General features: G+C 73.0%; 16 protein-coding genes and 1 riboswitch. Of the genes, 5 read left to right on the top strand and 11 right to left on the bottom strand.

Annotated elements, in window-relative coordinates; all coding sequences use genetic code 11:
• Nucleotides 1-249: 249 nt before the first annotated feature.
• A complete protein-coding gene (gene cbiE, locus MKK49_RS04155) occupies nucleotides 250-1,476 on the bottom strand; it encodes a precorrin-6y C5,15-methyltransferase (decarboxylating) subunit CbiE (RefSeq protein ID WP_244026794.1) in 1,227 nt (408 codons plus the stop codon).
• Between the two features lie 14 nt (nucleotides 1,477-1,490).
• Between cbiE and MKK49_RS04150 the strand changes: the two genes are divergently transcribed.
• A complete protein-coding gene (locus MKK49_RS04150; protein ID WP_244026793.1) occupies nucleotides 1,491-2,219 on the top strand; it encodes a cobalt-precorrin-6A reductase in 729 nt (242 codons plus the stop codon).
• Nucleotides 2,220-2,386: 167 nt separating this feature from the next.
• Here the strand turns inward: MKK49_RS04150 and cobJ are convergent, their stop codons facing one another.
• The 10 genes from cobJ to MKK49_RS04100 are packed head-to-tail and all read right to left on the bottom strand — an operon-like array spanning nucleotide 2,387 to nucleotide 12,584.
• Nucleotides 2,387-3,145, bottom strand: coding sequence for a precorrin-3B C(17)-methyltransferase (gene cobJ / locus MKK49_RS04145; RefSeq protein ID WP_244026792.1), 759 nt, complete (start codon nucleotides 3,143-3,145; stop codon nucleotides 2,387-2,389).
• Complete coding sequence (locus tag MKK49_RS04140) at nucleotides 3,142-3,885, bottom strand: precorrin-2 C(20)-methyltransferase (protein WP_244026816.1); 744 nt, start codon at nucleotides 3,883-3,885, stop codon at nucleotides 3,142-3,144. Before MKK49_RS04140 ends, cobJ begins: the two co-directional genes overlap by 4 nt.
• Nucleotides 3,886-3,935: 50 nt before the next feature.
• On the bottom strand, nucleotides 3,936-4,568 hold the full coding sequence (locus MKK49_RS04135; protein ID WP_244026791.1) for a precorrin-8X methylmutase: 633 nt from the start codon (nucleotides 4,566-4,568) through the stop codon (nucleotides 3,936-3,938).
• Nucleotides 4,565-5,830 (bottom strand): precorrin-3B synthase, encoded by a 1,266-nt coding sequence (locus tag MKK49_RS04130; RefSeq protein WP_244026790.1) that lies wholly within the window; start codon nucleotides 5,828-5,830, stop codon nucleotides 4,565-4,567. Before MKK49_RS04130 ends, MKK49_RS04135 begins: the two co-directional genes overlap by 4 nt.
• Complete coding sequence (gene cobN / locus MKK49_RS04125) at nucleotides 5,827-9,324, bottom strand: cobaltochelatase subunit CobN (protein WP_244026789.1); 3,498 nt, start codon at nucleotides 9,322-9,324, stop codon at nucleotides 5,827-5,829. The genes MKK49_RS04130 and cobN overlap by 4 nt, the downstream gene beginning before the upstream one ends.
• A gap of 16 nt (nucleotides 9,325-9,340) precedes the next feature.
• Complete coding sequence (locus MKK49_RS04120) at nucleotides 9,341-10,219, bottom strand: DUF4349 domain-containing protein (protein ID WP_244026788.1); 879 nt, start codon at nucleotides 10,217-10,219, stop codon at nucleotides 9,341-9,343.
• 5 nt (nucleotides 10,220-10,224) lie between these two features.
• Nucleotides 10,225-11,259, bottom strand: coding sequence for a cobalamin biosynthesis protein CobW (gene cobW / locus MKK49_RS04115; protein ID WP_244026787.1), 1,035 nt, complete (start codon nucleotides 11,257-11,259; stop codon nucleotides 10,225-10,227).
• Complete coding sequence (locus MKK49_RS04110; protein WP_244026786.1) at nucleotides 11,256-11,639, bottom strand: DUF1636 family protein; 384 nt, start codon at nucleotides 11,637-11,639, stop codon at nucleotides 11,256-11,258. Before MKK49_RS04110 ends, cobW begins: the two co-directional genes overlap by 4 nt.
• Nucleotides 11,632-12,381 (bottom strand): CbtA family protein, encoded by a 750-nt coding sequence (locus tag MKK49_RS04105; protein WP_244026785.1) that lies wholly within the window; start codon nucleotides 12,379-12,381, stop codon nucleotides 11,632-11,634. Before MKK49_RS04105 ends, MKK49_RS04110 begins: the two co-directional genes overlap by 8 nt.
• Nucleotides 12,382-12,407: 26 nt before the next feature.
• Nucleotides 12,408-12,584 (bottom strand): CbtB-domain containing protein, encoded by a 177-nt coding sequence (locus tag MKK49_RS04100; protein ID WP_244026784.1) that lies wholly within the window; start codon nucleotides 12,582-12,584, stop codon nucleotides 12,408-12,410.
• Between the two features lie 54 nt (nucleotides 12,585-12,638).
• Nucleotides 12,639-12,835, bottom strand: a riboswitch (cobalamin riboswitch).
• Nucleotides 12,836-12,923: 88 nt separating this feature from the next.
• On the opposite strand from MKK49_RS04100, the gene cobU reads away from it, so the two are divergent.
• The 4 genes from cobU to MKK49_RS04080 all read left to right on the top strand — a co-directional run bounded on the left by cobU (nucleotide 12,924) and on the right by MKK49_RS04080 (nucleotide 16,037).
• Complete coding sequence (gene cobU / locus MKK49_RS04095; protein ID WP_244026783.1) at nucleotides 12,924-13,457, top strand: bifunctional adenosylcobinamide kinase/adenosylcobinamide-phosphate guanylyltransferase; 534 nt, start codon at nucleotides 12,924-12,926, stop codon at nucleotides 13,455-13,457.
• Entirely contained in the window at nucleotides 13,454-14,053 is a 600-nt protein-coding gene (gene cobO, locus MKK49_RS04090; RefSeq protein ID WP_244026782.1) for a cob(I)yrinic acid a,c-diamide adenosyltransferase, read from the top strand. The genes cobU and cobO overlap by 4 nt, the downstream gene beginning before the upstream one ends.
• Nucleotides 14,054-14,161: 108 nt before the next feature.
• The gene (locus tag MKK49_RS04085) at nucleotides 14,162-14,527 is read left to right on the top strand and encodes a hypothetical protein (protein ID WP_244026781.1); all 366 of its coding nucleotides are present in this window, start codon (nucleotides 14,162-14,164) and stop codon (nucleotides 14,525-14,527) included.
• Between the two features lie 55 nt (nucleotides 14,528-14,582).
• Nucleotides 14,583-16,037 carry a cobyric acid synthase gene (locus tag MKK49_RS04080; protein ID WP_244026780.1) on the top strand — a complete coding sequence of 485 codons (1,455 nt, stop codon included), beginning with the start codon at nucleotides 14,583-14,585 and terminating at the stop codon, nucleotides 16,035-16,037.
• Nucleotides 16,038-16,041: the final 4 nt, after the last annotated feature.

Raw genomic sequence — 16,041 nt, 5'->3', positions numbered from 1 at the left:
GCGAAGTCACCCATCGTGGCGATCGTCGTTCGGGCGACGGTTTGATTCCATTCGTGCCGGCGCCGGGGGACCGGAGAGATCAGGTCTGACACCGGGACGGGTTGGGGCTCGTCGTCGAGCCCGACGATCCGCCCCTACGCGTGTTGCGCCGCCTTCGAAGGCATACCAGACGCGACGATGTGTGAATCCGCTGGCCCGCGGGAGGGGGGGGGAGGGTTGTACCCATGGAGCCATGCGACGGTCCGGCCCTCAACCCTTGACCCACACCCATTGCGTCACCGGCATCGCGGGACGCCAGCCGTGGAGATGGCCCACGGGATCGGCCCTGGCCACCGAGAGGCGCTTGAGGTTGCCGCCGTGCCGGGCGAAGGCGGCGAGCAGCATGGCCTCGCCTTCCAGGGTGACGACGTTGGAGACGAGGCGGCCCCTGGCGGGCAGCGCGTCCATGGCGCGCTCCAGAACGCCCGCCGCCGTGACGCCGCCGCCGATGAAGACCGCGTCGGGCTGCGCAAGCCCCGTGAGCGCGTCGGGGGCGGCGCCCTCCACGACGACGAGTCCCGGCACCCCGAGCTGCGCGGCGTTGCGGCGGATGCGGGCGGCACGGGCCGGGTTGGCCTCAATGGCGAGCGCATGCAGGCCGGGGCGGCGCAGCATCCACTCGACGGAGATGGAGCCGGCCCCCGCGCCGATGTCCCACAGGAGCTGGCCCGTGCACGGGCGCAGGGCCGCCAGGGTCACGGCGCGGATGTCGGACTTGGTGAGTTGGCCGTCATTCTCGAACCAGGCATCGTCGAGTCCCGGCGCCAGGGGCACCACCCGCGCGTCCGGAGCGGCCACGACGACGATGCCTAAGGTGTTGAGGGGATCGATGTCTTCGAGATCGAAGCCTTCGGCTTGTGCGCTGCGGCTGCGCTCGCGCGAACCGCCCATGGCCTCCAGCACCGTGAGGGTCGAACCGCCGAAACCCCGCTCGGTGAGCAGGGCGGCCACGGCGGCCGGCGTCGTGCCGTCCCAGCTCAGGACGAGGAGGCGGGCGCCGGGCTGGAGGTGCGGCACGAGATTCGGCAGCGCCCGCCCGTGCAGGGTGAGGCAGCCGGTCTCGGCGATCGCCCAGCCGAGGCGGGCGCAGGCGAGGCTGAAGGCGGAGGGTTGGGCAAACACCCGCAACTCGTCCGCCGGCACGAGGCGGGCGATCTCGGCGCCGATGCCGTAATGGAACGGATCACCCGTGGCGAGGATGCAGGTCGGCCGGCCGCGCCGGGCCAGGATGCCCGGATAAGCGTCCGCGATCGGGCTCGGCCAGAGGCGAGTCTCGGCGGCGAGGTCCCCGGCGAGGGCGAAATGCCGACGTCCGCCATAGACGCATTCGGCCGCGTCGAGGGCGGCGCCGGCCGCCGAGCTCAAGCCGGCGCGACCATCCTCGCCGATGCCCACGAGGGTGAGCCACGGCCGGCTCGACACGGGCTCAGGGCTCATGGACAACGCATCCCATGGTCAAGCGTCTCCTCATCCTCGGCGGCACCGGCGAGGCGAGCGCCCTGGTGCGGGGCCTGCCGCCCGGCTTTGAGCCCACCCTGTCGCTCGCCGGCCGCACCATGGCGCCGAAGGCCGAGCCCGTGCCGACCCGCATCGGCGGGTTCGGCGGGGTCGACGGGCTCACGGACTGGATCGAGCGGAACCGCATCACCCACGTCATCGACGCGACCCACCCGTTCGCCGCCCGCATCGCCGCCAACGCGGCCGGGGCCTGCGCCCGCACCGGCACGGCGCTGCTCGCCATCCGCCGCCCGGCCTGGGGGCCGGTGCCGGGGGATCGCTGGCGGGAGGCCGCCGATATGGCGGCCGCCGTAAACGCCCTCGGCGCCGTGCCGTGCCGGGTCTTCCTGACGGTGGGGCGCCAGGAGGTCGGGGTCTTCGCGGCGGCGCCGCAGCACGATTACTTCGTCCGGTCCATCGAGCCCGTGGACCTGGCCGTACCGCGCCTTACGGCGATCTCCGCGCGCGGTCCCTTCGCGGAGGCCGACGAGGTGGCCTTCCTGCGCGATCAGGGCATCGACGTTCTGGTGAGCAAGAATTCCGGCGGGGCGGCCACCTACGGCAAGATCTCTGCTGCGCGGGGGTTGGGCCTGCCGGTGGTGATGGTGGCCCGGCAGCCAAAACCCGACGTGCCGAGCGTGGCCGACGCGGCGGGTGCCCTGGCGTGGCTGGCGACCCGATAAGCGGCCTATCCGAACGGAAACACGGTTCTCCGACCGTGGAGATGCGATCGCTCGATCCACGCGCTGACCCCCGCCTTCCAGGAGAGGGGACCCGCGCCTGATCCGAGTGTGCTTGGGAAGGATCGCAACCGCCCCGGCACCGGCACGGGTCCGATAGGCCGGCGGCGTCACGCCGGCACGCTGCGCGGGGTGTAGACGTAGGGTCGAACACCGTCCCCGCGCGGGATCAGGCGGGTCGCCGAGGCGCCGATGATCACCAGGGTGGCCATGTCGGCCGCGGTTTCGCGCGCCTCCGCCAGGGTGAGGACGTGGAGCCTCTCGTCGGGGCGCGAGACGGCGCGGGCGAAGATCACCGGGGTGTCGGGCGCGCGGATCTCGGCCGCCAGCGCGAGCGTCCGGCCGAGCTGCCACGGCCGCGCCTTCGAGATCGGGTTGTAGAGGCTGACTACGAAATCGGCCCGCAGCACCGCCTCGAGCCGGGCGGTGATGACCTCCCAGGGCTTCAGGTTGTCCGACAGCGATAGGGCGCAGAAGTCGCCGCCCAGCGGCGCACCGAGGCGGGCGGCGGCGGCCAGCATGGCGGTGATGCCGGGCTCGACGGTGATGGTGAGCTGCGCCCAGGCCGGATCGCCGGCCTCCACCGCCTCGAAGACCGCCGCCGCCATGGCGAAGACGCCGGGATCGCCGCCCGAGACCACCGCGACGTGGCGGCCGGCGGCGGCGAGTTCGAGGGCGTGGCGGGCGCGGTCCACCTCGACGCGGTTGTCGCTGGCGTGCCGGGTCAGGCCCGGCCGCTCGGGCACCCGGGCGACGTAGGGGATGTAGCCGATGAGGTCCTGGGCCCGGGCGAGCGCCGCCTCGGCGGCCCGGGTCAGCAGGTTCGGGTCGCCCGGTCCGAGGCCGATGACCGTGACGGATCCGGTCACGGCCGGCGGCCTTCGCCGGGCAGGAGCACCATGGAGAAGTAGGGCGCCGCGTCGTCGGTCTTGTCCTTGAGGGCCACCACGCGCTCGCCCGCCATGGTGCCGCGCTCGACGTAGACCGCGCGCCCCAGCACCCCGGCCTCACTGAGCGCCGCGCGGACCTTCGGCAGGTGGCGGCCGAGCTTCATGATCACGGCGGCGTCGGTGTGGGCCAGCCGCGCGACGAGGGCGGCGTGCGGCAGGGTCGCGGGCAGGATTGTGAGTACGTCGTCGCCCCAGGTGATGGGCGTGCCGGCCCGGGTCCAGCAGCCCGACATGCCGGTGACGCCCGGCACCACCTCCACGGGGAAGCGGTCCTTGAGGCGGCGCCACAGGTGCATGAACGAGCCGTAGAAGAACGGATCGCCCTCGCTGAGGATCGCGACGTCGCGCCCCGCGCCGAGATGGTCGGCGAGCTGCCCTGCCGCGTCGTCGTAGAAACTCGCCAGCGCCGCGACGTAGTCGGGATGATCGGGGTGCAGTTCGGTGGTGTAGGGGTAGGCGAGGGGGAATTCGCGCGCCGGTTCGGACTTCAGCACCGCGTCCGCGATGGTGCGGGCGTTGCCGCGCCGGCCCTTCTTGCAGAAATGCACGAGGACGGGCGCCGCCTGCAGAACCTTCATGGCCCGCACGGTGAGGTAGTCCGGCTCGCCGGGGCCCATGCCGACGCCGAACAGGGTGCCGGTGATCTTCGCCACGGGCATCGCGGTCGCTTCGCGGGGATCGACCGGGGGGAGGGGGGCGCCCGCCTCCATCACTCGATCTCCTGCGCCAGGGCGTTGATGGCGGCGGCCGTCATGGCGCTGCCGCCGCGCCGCCCATGCACCACGATGAAGGGCACCCGGCCGTCGCGGGCCAGGGCCTCCTTCGATTCGGCGGCACCCACGAATCCCACGGGGATGCCGATGACGGCCGCCGGCGGGGCGATCCCCTCGTCCAGGAGTTCGAGGAGCCGGAACAGCGAGGTCGGGGCGTTGCCCACCGCCACGACGCTGCCGGGCAGGTGCTCGCGCCACAATTCCATGGCGGCGGCCGAGCGCGTGGTGCCCATGGCGGCGGCCATGTCGGCCACGCGCGGGTCGCTCAGCGTGCAGATCACCCGGTTGTTCGCCGGCAGGCGCGACCGGGTGACGCCGTCGGCCACCATGCGGACATCGCACAGGATCGGCGCGCCGGCCTTCAGGGCCGCTTCGCCGGCCGGCGCGAAGTCGTCCGAGGCCTCCACGTCGCGGGGGAGGTCGGTCATGCCGCAGGCGTGGATCATCCGCACCACCACTCGCTCGGCGGTGCCGTGGAAGCGGGCGAGGTCCGCCTCGGCGCGGATCATCGCGAAGGAACGGGCGTAGATCGCCTGCCCGTCGCGCAGATAGTCGAGGCGCGAACTCATGGGATGGGGGTCCTGAATGCTTGGTCGAGGGCAAAGGCCCGGTCGAGGGTACCGGCTGAATCGGCCCTCCTTACGCGGTCCAGCGCGGCCTCGAAAGTGAGTTGCATCGCCGGCTCGCCATCGGGGCGGCCGTGGAGGACGATGCCGTAGCGCCCGGCGCGGCCGACGAGGGTGAGGGCGGCGGGGCCCGGATGGGCGCAGCCCTTGGCACAGCCCGAGACATGGGCGTCGATCCCCGTGCCCCTGAGGGCCTCGGCCAGGCGGGCGGCGTCATCGAGCGTCGGCGTCGAGCCCGAGGCGCAGGCCGGTGCGCCGGGGCAGGCGGCGACGTGCCCGCGCGGATCGTCGGCGGCGTGGATGAACCCCTGTCCGCCGAGCGCGTCGAGGACCATCCGGGCACCCTCGCGCTCCCGGGTCACGAGGACGAAGCCTCGGGTCTGGCCGAGGGCGAGGTGGGGCGATGCGAGCCGCTCGGTCCAATCCGCCAGGCGGTCGAGGCCGTCCGCCGTACAGCGCCCGAAGGCGGCCTCGACGGCGAGCGCCGTACGGCCGTCGCCGAAATCGTGCAGACCCGGCGCCATGGGCTGGATGGGGGTGGGGGCCGGCATCGGCGCGCCCACGAGCCTGTCGCGGTGTGCGGCGTCGAGGTCGCGCATGCGCCGGACGCCGCTTTCGGCCAGGGCGTGGAGGCAGTGCGAGACGCGGGCGAGGACCTGCGCCGGCGGCACCGGCGCGGACCAGACCGGTCCGTCCGGTCCGGCAAGCGCCCAGGCGACGCCGTGGGGGGCGACGACCCGGAGGTGGATGTCGGCGTCGGCCTCGCCGAGCCCGAAGCGGCCCCCGTCCTCGATGGCCACGAGGGTCTTGGGCGGCAGGCCGGGCACCGCGCGGCCGAGGGCCTCCACGGCCTCGGCCAGGGTATCGAGGTCGAACAGCGGCGCGGTCAGGGTCAGGCGCTGCGGACCGCCATCGGCGCGGACATCGCCGAGACCGACGGCCATGAGATGGCGGGCGAGCGGCCCTTGCGTTTCCGGCGTGACGCCGCGGATCTGGAGATTGGCCCGCGCGGTGACGTCGACATGGCCGTTGCCGAACCGGCGCGCGCCCGCGGCCACGGCTCGCGCCTGGGCGGCGGTGAGGCGCCCGAGCGGCGGGTGAACCCGGGCCAGGAGCCCGTCGCCCGTCTGCATCGGCCGGGCGAGGCTCGGGCACCAGCCGCGCCGGCTCGGCGCCTCGGGGAGGACGCGGCGCGCGACGCTCACTCGGCCGCCTCCGGCAAAAGTTTACCTGGCATGAGCTCGTCGGCCGCCATGGCGTTGCGGCGGGTCGTCCACAGGCCGCGCCGGCGGGCTTCGTCGAACCGCTCGAGGATGGCGCGGGCCGCCTCCGGGTTGGCGGCGCGCAGGGCCTCGAAAGTGTCCGGGTCGGCGATCATCGCGCCGTAGAGCCGGTCGAGGTCGGCATTCGACACGGCGTCCGTGGTGGCGGCCAGCACGAAGACCGCATCGACCCCCTGCGCCAGTTCCTGGGCGCCGCGATAACCGTGGCGCAGCTGCGTCGCGATCCAGCGCGGATGGGCGAGCTTGCCGCGGATCAACCGGGCGGCGTCCTCTCGGGCCGTGCGGGCTTTTGGCGATTCGGGCGTGCCCACGTCGAGGCTGTAGAGGGTGGGGCTCGCCCCGGTCAGCGCTGCGGCGGCGGAAAACCCGCCCATGGCCTCGGCGGCGGCGTCGCCATCGAGCAGGTCGCGCTCGGCGACGTCGAAGGCGTGGACGTAGGCGTCGGCCTGCGCGACGCGGGCGGCGAACCCGGCATCGGCGACGTCCTCGGCGCCGCCATAGGCGTACGAGGTGGCCTCCAGATAGGCGCGGCCGAGGTCGTCGCGGCCGTCCCAGGCGCCGTCGAGGGCGAGCCCGCCGGCCCCGGCGCCGTAATGGCCGGGGGCCGCGCCGTAGACGCGGGGTGCGGCCTCGCCCCGGCGGCGGGCGGCGGCCAGGGGATTCTCGCTGTCTTCCTCGTCGCGCATCGCGACGGAGTCCGCCGCGCGGGCGAGGAGCGCCAGGGTGTCGGGAAAGGTATCGCGAAAGGCGCCCGAGACCCGCACGGTCACGTCGATGCGCGGCCGGTCGAGCAGCGCCAGGGGCAGCACCTCGAAACCGGTGACGCGGGTCGAGGCGTGGTCCCAGACCGGGCGCACGCCCATGAGCGCCAGGGCGTGGGCGACGTCCTCGCCGCCGGTGCGAAGGGTCGGGGAGGCCCACAGGTCCATGACGATGCGGGCGGGGTATTCGCCCTCGTCCTGCAGGTAGCGCCGCACCACGGCGTCGGCGGCCTTGGCCCCCAGGGTCGTCGCGGCGCGGGTCGGCAGGCTGCGCGGATCGAGGGTGGTGAGGTTGCGCCCCGTCGGCATCACGTCCGTGCGCCCGCGCGACGGCGAGCCGGCGGGGCCGGGCGCCACGAAGCGCCCGTCGAGGGCGGTGAGCAGGCCGTCGCGCTCGGCCGTGGCGCACGCGGCCACCGCTTCGGAGGCCTCGGGCGCGGCGCGGCCGAAGACGTGAAGTCCGTCGCGGGTGGTGACCTCGCCGAGATCGCAGAGATGCGCGTCGAGGGCCGCCAGGGCGTCGGGCATGGCGGTGCCGGCATCGATGCCGGCCGAGGCGAGGAGCCCGGCGGATTCCGCCTCGTCCAGGATGGTACGGGCGATGATCGCGGCGCGGCGCGGATCGAGGACGCTCGCCGCCGAGTACTCTTCCACGAGGTCGCGCAGGTGCGCGGCTGCGGGGTCGAGGCCCGCGCACTCCGTCTGCGGCGTGAGGTGGCCGAGCGCCACCCCGCCGAGGCGTCGCTTGAGGGGAGCGGCCTCGCCGGGATCGTCGACGATGAACGGGTACACCACCGGCAGGGCGCCCACGGCCCGGGCCGGCCAGCACCCGGGTGACAGGGCGACGGCCTTCCCCGGCAGCCACTCGGTGGTGCCGTGGGTGCCGAGGTGGATCAGGGCGTCGAAGGTCTCTCGCAGGCCGAGGTGGAAGGCGAGGTAGGCGTGGCTCGGGACCGCGTCGGGGTCGTGATAGCCGGCCTTGCGGTCGGCGGCCCGGCCGCGATCGGGCTGGAGGAAGAGGGCGACGCGGCCTGTCGGTCTAATCCTTTGCTCCCCGTCGTTTTGAAACAGGTTCGCCTGGGCGGCCGGATCGCTCGCGGGTCCCTCTCCTTCCAGGAGAGGGGGCCTGTTGCGCGCGTCATTCGGCTCGGAGGATCCACTTGCGACGTCGTTCCCCGGGCCGGTCGCGAAAACGATGGGAAAGCGAAACGCGCCATTCCGGCAGAGCGGGTCGGCCTCGGGCTCACCCCAGCAGGTGATCAATTCGGCCCGATCGGCCTCGGGCAAGCCCGCGAACCAGCCCCGGTAGGCGTCGAGGGACACCACGAAATCGCGCGGCCCGTGAGTCAGGGCGCGCATCACCGCGTCGGCTTCCGGCAGGGGACCGGCGGCGTAGCCGACCGCCGCCAGGTCCGACACGATGGCGCACGCGCTTTCGGGCGTGTCGAGGCCGACGGCGAAGCCGGCCCGGCCGCCGCGGGCCGGGTAGTCCGAGAGCACCACGGCGAGCCGCCGTTCCGTCCGGGGCAGGCGCGCGAGCCGCACCCAGGCCGCCGCCCGGTCGGCCAGTGCCGCAATGCCCTCGGCGTAGGGCCGCGCCCGGCGCTCGGAGAAACCGTCGATCTCCGGGCCGTCCTCCTTGAACGAGATCGGGAAGCCCGCGAGCCGTCCGTCGAATTCCGGCAGCGCCACCTGCATGGCGAGGTCGGCCGCCGACATCCCCCGGGCCGAGGCTGCCCAGGCGGCCCGGGCGGCGCCGATGGTGTAGGCCTGGATCACCGGGCAATCGGCGCCGTCGAGGACGAATCCCGCATCCTCGCGGGCCGAGAAGGCGGTCGCGGCGACGACGAGGTCGGGCTTTTGCGCCGCGATGGTCCGGCGCAACGCGTCCAGGGCCGCCGGGTCCTTGAGGCTCGATACGGCGACGGCCACCACCTGCAGGCCGCGTGCCTGGAGGGCGTCGCCCAGGGCCGCGAGGGGGGCGGTGTCGCCCGACAGAATCGCCGAGCGGTAGACGACGAGGAGGGCGAGCGGCGCCGCGCCGGGCCGGAGGGGCCGCCCGGCGGCGAGCGCCCGGTCGCGGTCGATGGGGCCGCAGCCGGGGCAGCAGACGAAGCCGCGCGGCAGGGCCTGCGGTTCCTCCACGGTGGCGGGAAACCCGATCTCGGCGGCGAGCCGTCCGAGCATCCGGCGCAGGTTGTCCGCGCCCCCGGCCCGGAAATAGGCGTCGAGGACGGGCGCCAGCTCGGGCGCCGTCGAGAAGGCGTCGAGGCGGGTGTCGGGCCGGTCGTCGCCCGGCAGGACCACGAGGCGCACCCCGTTGGTCCGCGCGGCGGCGGCGGCGCGCTCGATGCCGTAGCGCCAGTAATCGAGGCCGCCGAGGCAGCGGATCACGACGATCTTCGAGCGGGCGATCACGCCGTCGACGTAGAGATCCACCGACATGGGATGGCGGAGTTTTGCGAGTTTCGCGAGCCGCAGAGTTGGCGTCTGGCCTTCGCTGGCCTGCGGAAAGGCCTGCGCGTAGGCGCCGGCCACCCCGAACAGGTCGGAATCCGTGAACGACAGAAACACGATGTCGCCCGGCGCCTGACCGAGATCGATGGCGGCTTCGCCCTCGTCGAGGGAGACCGTGTCGATGCGGATCAGGTGCATGGCGGGATGCGCAACCTCACGGCTGCGCCTCCGTGAGGGGCCGGCCGATCCGGGCCCGCCGGCGCCGGCGAAGGCGCCAGAGCACGCGGACGAGGAGAAGCCCGATCGCCGCCACGGGAAGCCAGGGCAGGCTGGCGACGGCGAAGCGCAGGGCGTCGCCCGCGCTGGCGCCGAAGGTCCGGCCGGCCTGGCTCCAGGCTTCTTCCACCGGGGCGAAGGCGCCCGCGCGGGCGCCGTCGGAGCGGAAGGAGACGGACACGATCTCGGTGTCCACGCGCTGCTGAAGGCCGCGCTGCCTGGCCTCGGTCGCCTCGATCTGGGACTGGACCTGGGACAGCTCCCCGGCGATGCGGATGAGGTCCTCCACCCGCGTGTCGGGCTTGGCCGCCAACTCGTCGAGGCGGCCGCGATAGGCGGCGAGCTGCGCGAGCCGGCGTTCGCCGTCCTCGATGGGCGTGGTCAGGTCGTCGGCCCGCGTCGCCTGGCGGCGCAGGACGACATCGCCCGCCGTCTCGCCCGGCAGGGGGGCGGTGAGGAACGCCACGTAGGCGGAAACGGAGACGTGCGGCAGGCGGACCTGGAGGTGCGCCTGCGGGCGGCCGAGGGGGCGCGGGCCGTCATCGATGGACGACGACACGAGGACGCAGCCGAGGCCCGTGTCGCTCGCGCAACGGTCGCGCGCCGCCGTGAAATGCGCCGCCACCCGGTCGGGCGGCAGGCCGATGGTCAGATCGTGCGTGAAGGCGAGCTTGGCGGTGACGCTTCGCTGGGCCTGGACCAACGGCAGCGGGCTGGCAGCCTCGGGCGCGGGCGGGCGCGCGTCGGAGCAGCCCCCGATCCCGAGTAGCGCGGCGAGCCCCAGGGTCGCCGCGACGAAGCTGCGCCGTCCCGCCATGCCGCTCATCCCGCCAGGGCGGCGGCGACCGCGCCCTGGTCGAAGCCCTTGAGGCCGATCACCACGAGGCGGCCGTCGCGGGCTTCCGTGCCCTTCCAGGGCCGGTCGTAATGGTGCGCGATACGGGCGCCGACACCCTGGACCACGAGGCGCATGGGCTTGCCGGTGACTTCGGCGAAGCCCTTGATGCGCAGGACGCCGGGGGTCTCGGCGGCCCGGGCCACGCGGATCGCCAGGTCCTCGGCCGTGGCGGCGGTGGCAACGGGGAGCGCAACGGAGTCGAAATCGTCGTGATCGTGGTCCTCACCCTCGCCGTGGTGGGAAGGGCGGGCGTCGAGGTCGTCCTCGGCGGCGGCGCCGAGGCCGAGGACGACGCGCGGGTCGAGGCGGCCGTGCTCGGCCTCCACCATCTTCACGGCGCGGGGCAGGTGGGCCTGCACCTCGGCGCGGACCTTCTCGCGGCCGGCGGCATCGAGGAGGTCGGCCTTGTTCATCACCACGAGGTCGGCGCAGAGGATCTGGTCCTCGAACACCTCTTCGAGGGGATTGTCGTGATCGACGTTTGCGTCCTCGGCGCGCTGGGCGGCGGAAGCCGCCGGATCGTCGGCGAAGAAGCCCGCCGCCACGGCCGGGCCGTCGATGACCGCGATGACGCCGTCCACCGTCACCCGCGAGCGGATCGCCGGCCACTGGAACGCCTGCACGAGGGGTTTCGGCAGGGCGAGGCCCGAGGTCTCGATGAGGATGTGGGTCGGCGGGTCGGCCCGGTCGAGAAGCTTGTTGAGGGCGGGGACGAAGTCGTCGGCGACGGTGCAGCAGATGCAGCCGTTGGCGAGTTCGACGATGTCCTCGTCCTGGCAGCCCTCGATGCCGCAGGCGGCGAGGAAGGAGCCGTCGAAGCCGATATCGCCGAACTCGTTGACGATGATGGCCAGCCGCCGGCCGTTCGCGTTCTCGACGAGGTGGCGCACGAGGGTGGTCTTGCCGGCCCCGAGGAAGCCGGTGACGATGGTGCAGGGGATCTTGTCCACGAGGCTCATGTGGCGGCGTCCGGTGTCGTAAGCGGCGGGATGCGGGCGACGACGCCCTTGCGGAATTCCTGGGGCCGCGCCTTCCACGGCACGATGCCGTCCGGCGTCTCACCGTAGAGGCCGACGCCCTCGAGGATGGTGCGGGCCGATTCGGTGGCGTCGAGGTCGCCGTAGACGTAGGTCCAGCGCCCTTGCGAGGCGACGGCGACCGTGCAGGGCCGCTTGCACACGGAGAGGCACTCGACGCCCTCGATGCGCAGGCCGGGCTGGCCGTGCTCGGCGACCGCGTCGCGCAGGGCGCTCAGGAGGCGGGCGCCGGCGCGGGGCTCGGTCGCATCGCCGGCCGCGCGGCAGGCGGTGCAAACGTAGAGGGTGACGTCCTCAGGCATGCACCACCGTCCTGCGCCCGAACAGGCTCCAGGCCCAGCCATAGGCCAGCCCGATCACCGCCCAGAACACGAAGGCGATCCCGAGCGAGCGCGCGGCGAACTGCGCCGCGTAGCCCGCCGGCAGGGCGGAGGCGGCGTGGCTCGTCTCCGGCGCGCCGGCCAGATGCGGCGCCACGAGGAGCACGAGGCCGCCCGCGATGGAGATCGGCGCGCGCCGGATGGCGATGAGATAGAGCCCCATGGCCGTGGCGGTGGCGGTCATCACCCACCAGAACTGGCGGTCGGCCAGCGGCGCCGCCTCCATCCCCGGCAGTTCCGGCGGCAGGCCGAGGGCGGGTGCGAGGGCGACCGCGAGGAAGCCGGCAACGGCGAAGCGCAGGCCGGTCTCGGGGGTCGGTTCGCGGCCGACGGCGAGGAGGACCGCGCCGAGCAGCAGGGCGTAGCCGACGCCGCCGACGAGGGTGGCGAGCGCGGTGAACACCATGCGGGGCAGGCCGGGGCCGGGCTGCCACTCGGAGGCGGTTTCGCCGCCGGAGACGGCCGGGTCCTTCGCGCCGTGGTCGTGTCCGCCGTGCACACGCACGACGAGGGACACGAAAGTGGGCGCGGAGAGGGAAGCCTGCGTCTCGTAGCGCTCGGCCGCGATGATGAGCGGCGAGGTGAGCGCGAGCTGCAGGCCCGTCGCGACCACAGCCGCGAGGAAGCCGGCGACGAGAGCCGCCGACACGAGCCGGATGATCATGGGGTGTCTACCCTGGCGCTAGACGCTCAGTGGCAGGGGAAATTCTGAGTGTGGCGGAAGTCGTGCGCCGCATTGTGGAGCGCCATCGCCGGGGCGAAGCCCGCCATGAACACGAGGCCGAGGCCGAGGAACGCAGCGACGAGCACGGCGCCGAGGCGCTCGTTGGTGCGGGTGCCGGCGAGAGCGAGGGTGTTGGTCGACATTGGTTGATCTCCTGGCCGCCCCGCCGGCGGCCGTGGTCGAAGGTGAGGACGTAAAGGTCCCCGGTGTCGGACGGCAGGTCTCCTGGCTCGCGGGTTATCCGGTCCTGCCGCCTTCCCGGATCGCTCCAGTGGCCGATGGCAGGCCCGTCGCCGCTCACAGTTGCGGGGGCAGCCGCGGTTTCAAGGCGCTCGCCCCTCACCGCGTTCCCTTTTCACCCCGTCGCCGGGGCACCGTCCGATCTTCAGCTTCTACGCGGTCGCGCGAGGCCTGACAACGCGCCGTCGCGCCGTTTCGAACCCCTTTGACCACAGAACCGCGTTTCGGGCTAAGGATGCGCCATGCGCCAGCCCTCGCCCCACACCACCCTGGTTCTCGGCGGTGCGCGCTCGGGCAAGAGCGTCCATGCCGAGGGCCTGATCGAGGCCTGCCCGGCGCCGTGGCTGTACCTCGCCACCGCCCAGGCCTGGGACGACGAGATGCGCGACCGCATCGCCCTCCATCGCGACCGGCGCTCGGCCGACTGGATCACGCGGGACGTGCCGATGGCTCTGCCCGAGGCCGTGGCGGCCTCGCGGGGCCCGGTGCTGGTCGATTGCCTCACCCTCTGGCTCACCAACCTCATCCTGGCGGAGGCCGATGTCGAGGCTGCCAGCGGAGCGCTCCTCGCCGCCTGCGCCGGGGCGCCGGGACCGGTGGTGCTGGTCGGCAATGAGGTCGGCCTCGGCATCGTGCCGGACAACGCGCTGGCCCGCCGGTTCCGCGATGCGGCGGGCCGCCTGCACCAGCGCTTGGCGGCCCAGGCCGACCGCGTCGTGTTCATGGTGGCGGGCCTGCCGATGATCGTGAAACCCCAACCCGGAGCGACCCCATGACCGAAGCCGACCGCCACCGCGAAAAGATGGAGAAGCGGAAAGCCGTGCAGGATGCCGAGGTGGCGGAGAAGACCATCGAGAAGGGCCTCCTCATCGTCAACACCGGCCCCGGCAAGGGCAAGACCACGGCGGCCCTCGGGCTGATGCTGCGGGCGCTGGGCCACGGCTGGCGCGTCGGCGTGGTGCAGTTCATCAAGGGCGCCTGGGACACGGGCGAGAAGCACGCGCTGAAAGCCTTCGGCGATCGGATCGACTGGCACACCCTGGGCGAGGGCTTCACCTGGGAGACCCAGGACAAGGCCCGCGACATCGCGGCGGCCGAGCACGCCTGGGCGAAAGCCCTCGACCTCATGGCCGACCCGACCATCCGCCTCGTGGTGCTGGACGAGCTCAACATCGCGCTCCGCTACGACTACCTGCCCCTCGCCGACGTGGTGGCGGCGTTCCGGGCGCGCCGGCCGGACCTCCACGTCATCGTCACGGGCCGCAACGCCAAGCCGGCCCTCATCGAGGCCGCCGACCTCGTGACCGAGATGACAGCCGTGAAGCACCATTTCGCCGCCGGGGTGAAGGCGCAGGAGGGGATCGAGTTCTAGGCACAAGCCGCTGGCGTCAACGCTTTCCGCTTGATCCCGCGCCGGGGACGTTGCGTAATCGTTCCGGTGCAATTCGGAGTTGAAGCGATGCGCCTCAGGACGGTTCTCATGCCGCTTCTCGCGGGTCCCCTGGCGATGCCGGTGCCTGCAAGCGCGGAAGCCCTGTGCGGCCACGAGGTCGTGTCCATCGAGCAGATGGTGCGGGACATCCAGGCGAAGGCCGGCGGTCGCGTGATCCTGGACAACCCAAGTTTCGTCGCCGTGGACGATCCGGCCAACATGATCCTGTGGACCTTCGCCAAGCCGAGCGGAGGCCGGTTTCCCGCCTACATCTGCCGCAAGGTCGTCCAGGAGGATGGCAAGGTCGTCGTCCAGTTGCGGGCCCTGTGCCGGGGCCCGAAGCCGGAATGCGACGCCTTGATTGCCAGTGTCCTCGATCAGCAGCAAAAGGCGACCCAGTCTCTTCGGCGTTGATCCGGATACGTCCGCGATCCGACGGAGCCTCGCCCCCCAGTCGCAGGACCCTCCGATGACCCGCGCCATCATGATCCAGGGCACGGGCTCGGATGTCGGCAAGTCCCTCGTCGTCGCCGGCCTGTGCCGGGCCTTCGTCCGGCGCGGGCTGACGGTGCGCCCGTTCAAGCCGCAGAACATGTCGAACAACGCCGCCGTGACGGCCGAGGGCGGCGAGATCGGCCGGGCGCAGGCGCTCCAGGCGCGGGCGGCCGGGGTGGCGCCCTCCGTCCACATGAACCCGGTGCTCCTCAAGCCCCAGAGCGAGACCGGCAGCCAGATCGTGGTGCAGGGCCGCATGGTCGGCCAGGCCACGGCCCGCGACTACCAGGGCTGGAAGCCGCGCCTCCTCGCCGCCGTGCTGGAGAGCTTTTCGCACCTGAAGGCCCAGGCCGATCTCGTCGTCGTCGAGGGTGCGGGCTCGGCATCCGAGGTCAACCTGCGGGCCGGCGACATCGCCAACATGGGATTCGCCCGCGCCTCGAACACGCCGGTGATCCTGCTCGGCGACATCGACCGGGGCGGGGTCATCGCCAGCCTCGTCGGGACGAAAGCGGTGATCGATCCCGACGACGCGGCGATGATCCGGGGCTTCCTCGTCAACCGCTTTCGCGGCGACCCGAGCCTGTTCTCCGATGGGATGGCTCTCATCGCGGCGCACACGGGCTGGCCGAGCCTCGGCCTGATCCCGCATTTTCCGCAGGCCGCCCGCCTGCCGGCCGAGGATGTTTTGGGACTTGCCGGCTCCGAGGCTGGGGAAATCGGACGCAAGGTGGTGGCCGTGCCGGTCCTGCCGCGCATCGCCAATTTCGACGACCTCGATCCCCTGCGGGGTGAGCCGAACGTGTCCGTGGTCCTGGTGCGGCCGGGCGAGCCGATCCCCGTCTGCGACCTCGTGCTCCTGCCGGGCTCAAAGACCACCATTGCGGACCTCGACGTCTTTCGGGATCAGGGCTGGGACGTCGATCTCCACGCCCATGTCCGACGCGGCGGCCGGGTGCTGGGGCTCTGCGGCGGCTACCAGATGCTCGGGCGGACCCTCGCCGACCCGCACGGGATCGAGGGCACGCCCCGCACGGTGCCGGGCCTCGGCCTCCTCGACGTCGAGACGGTGATGACACCGGTCAAGCGCCTGCAGGCCGTCACCGGCACCACGCTCCCCGATGGCGTCCCGTTCGCCGGCTACGAGATGCATGTGGGCGACACCCACGGCCCCGACGCCGCGCGCCCTTTGATCCGGTTCGCCGATGGGCGCCGGGATGGGGCGCTCTCGGCCGACGGGCGGGTTGCCGGCACCTACGTCCACGGCCTGTTCGCCGACGATGCCCAGCGGGGCGCGTGGCTCGGACGCCTCGGCGCCGTGGCCGGCGGCGAGGCCTACGAGGCGGGGATCGAGACGGTGCTCGATGCGCTCGCCGATCATCTCGAAACCCACGTAGATTGCGACCGCCTGTTCACCCTGGCGTTGTAGCGCC

Origin of the sequence: Methylobacterium sp. J-090 (assembly GCF_022829345.1) — a bacterium.
Lineage (GTDB): Bacteria > Pseudomonadota > Alphaproteobacteria > Rhizobiales > Beijerinckiaceae > Methylobacterium.
Note: the sequence above shows the minus strand (reverse complement) of the source record. Positions and strands in the feature narration are given on the sequence as shown.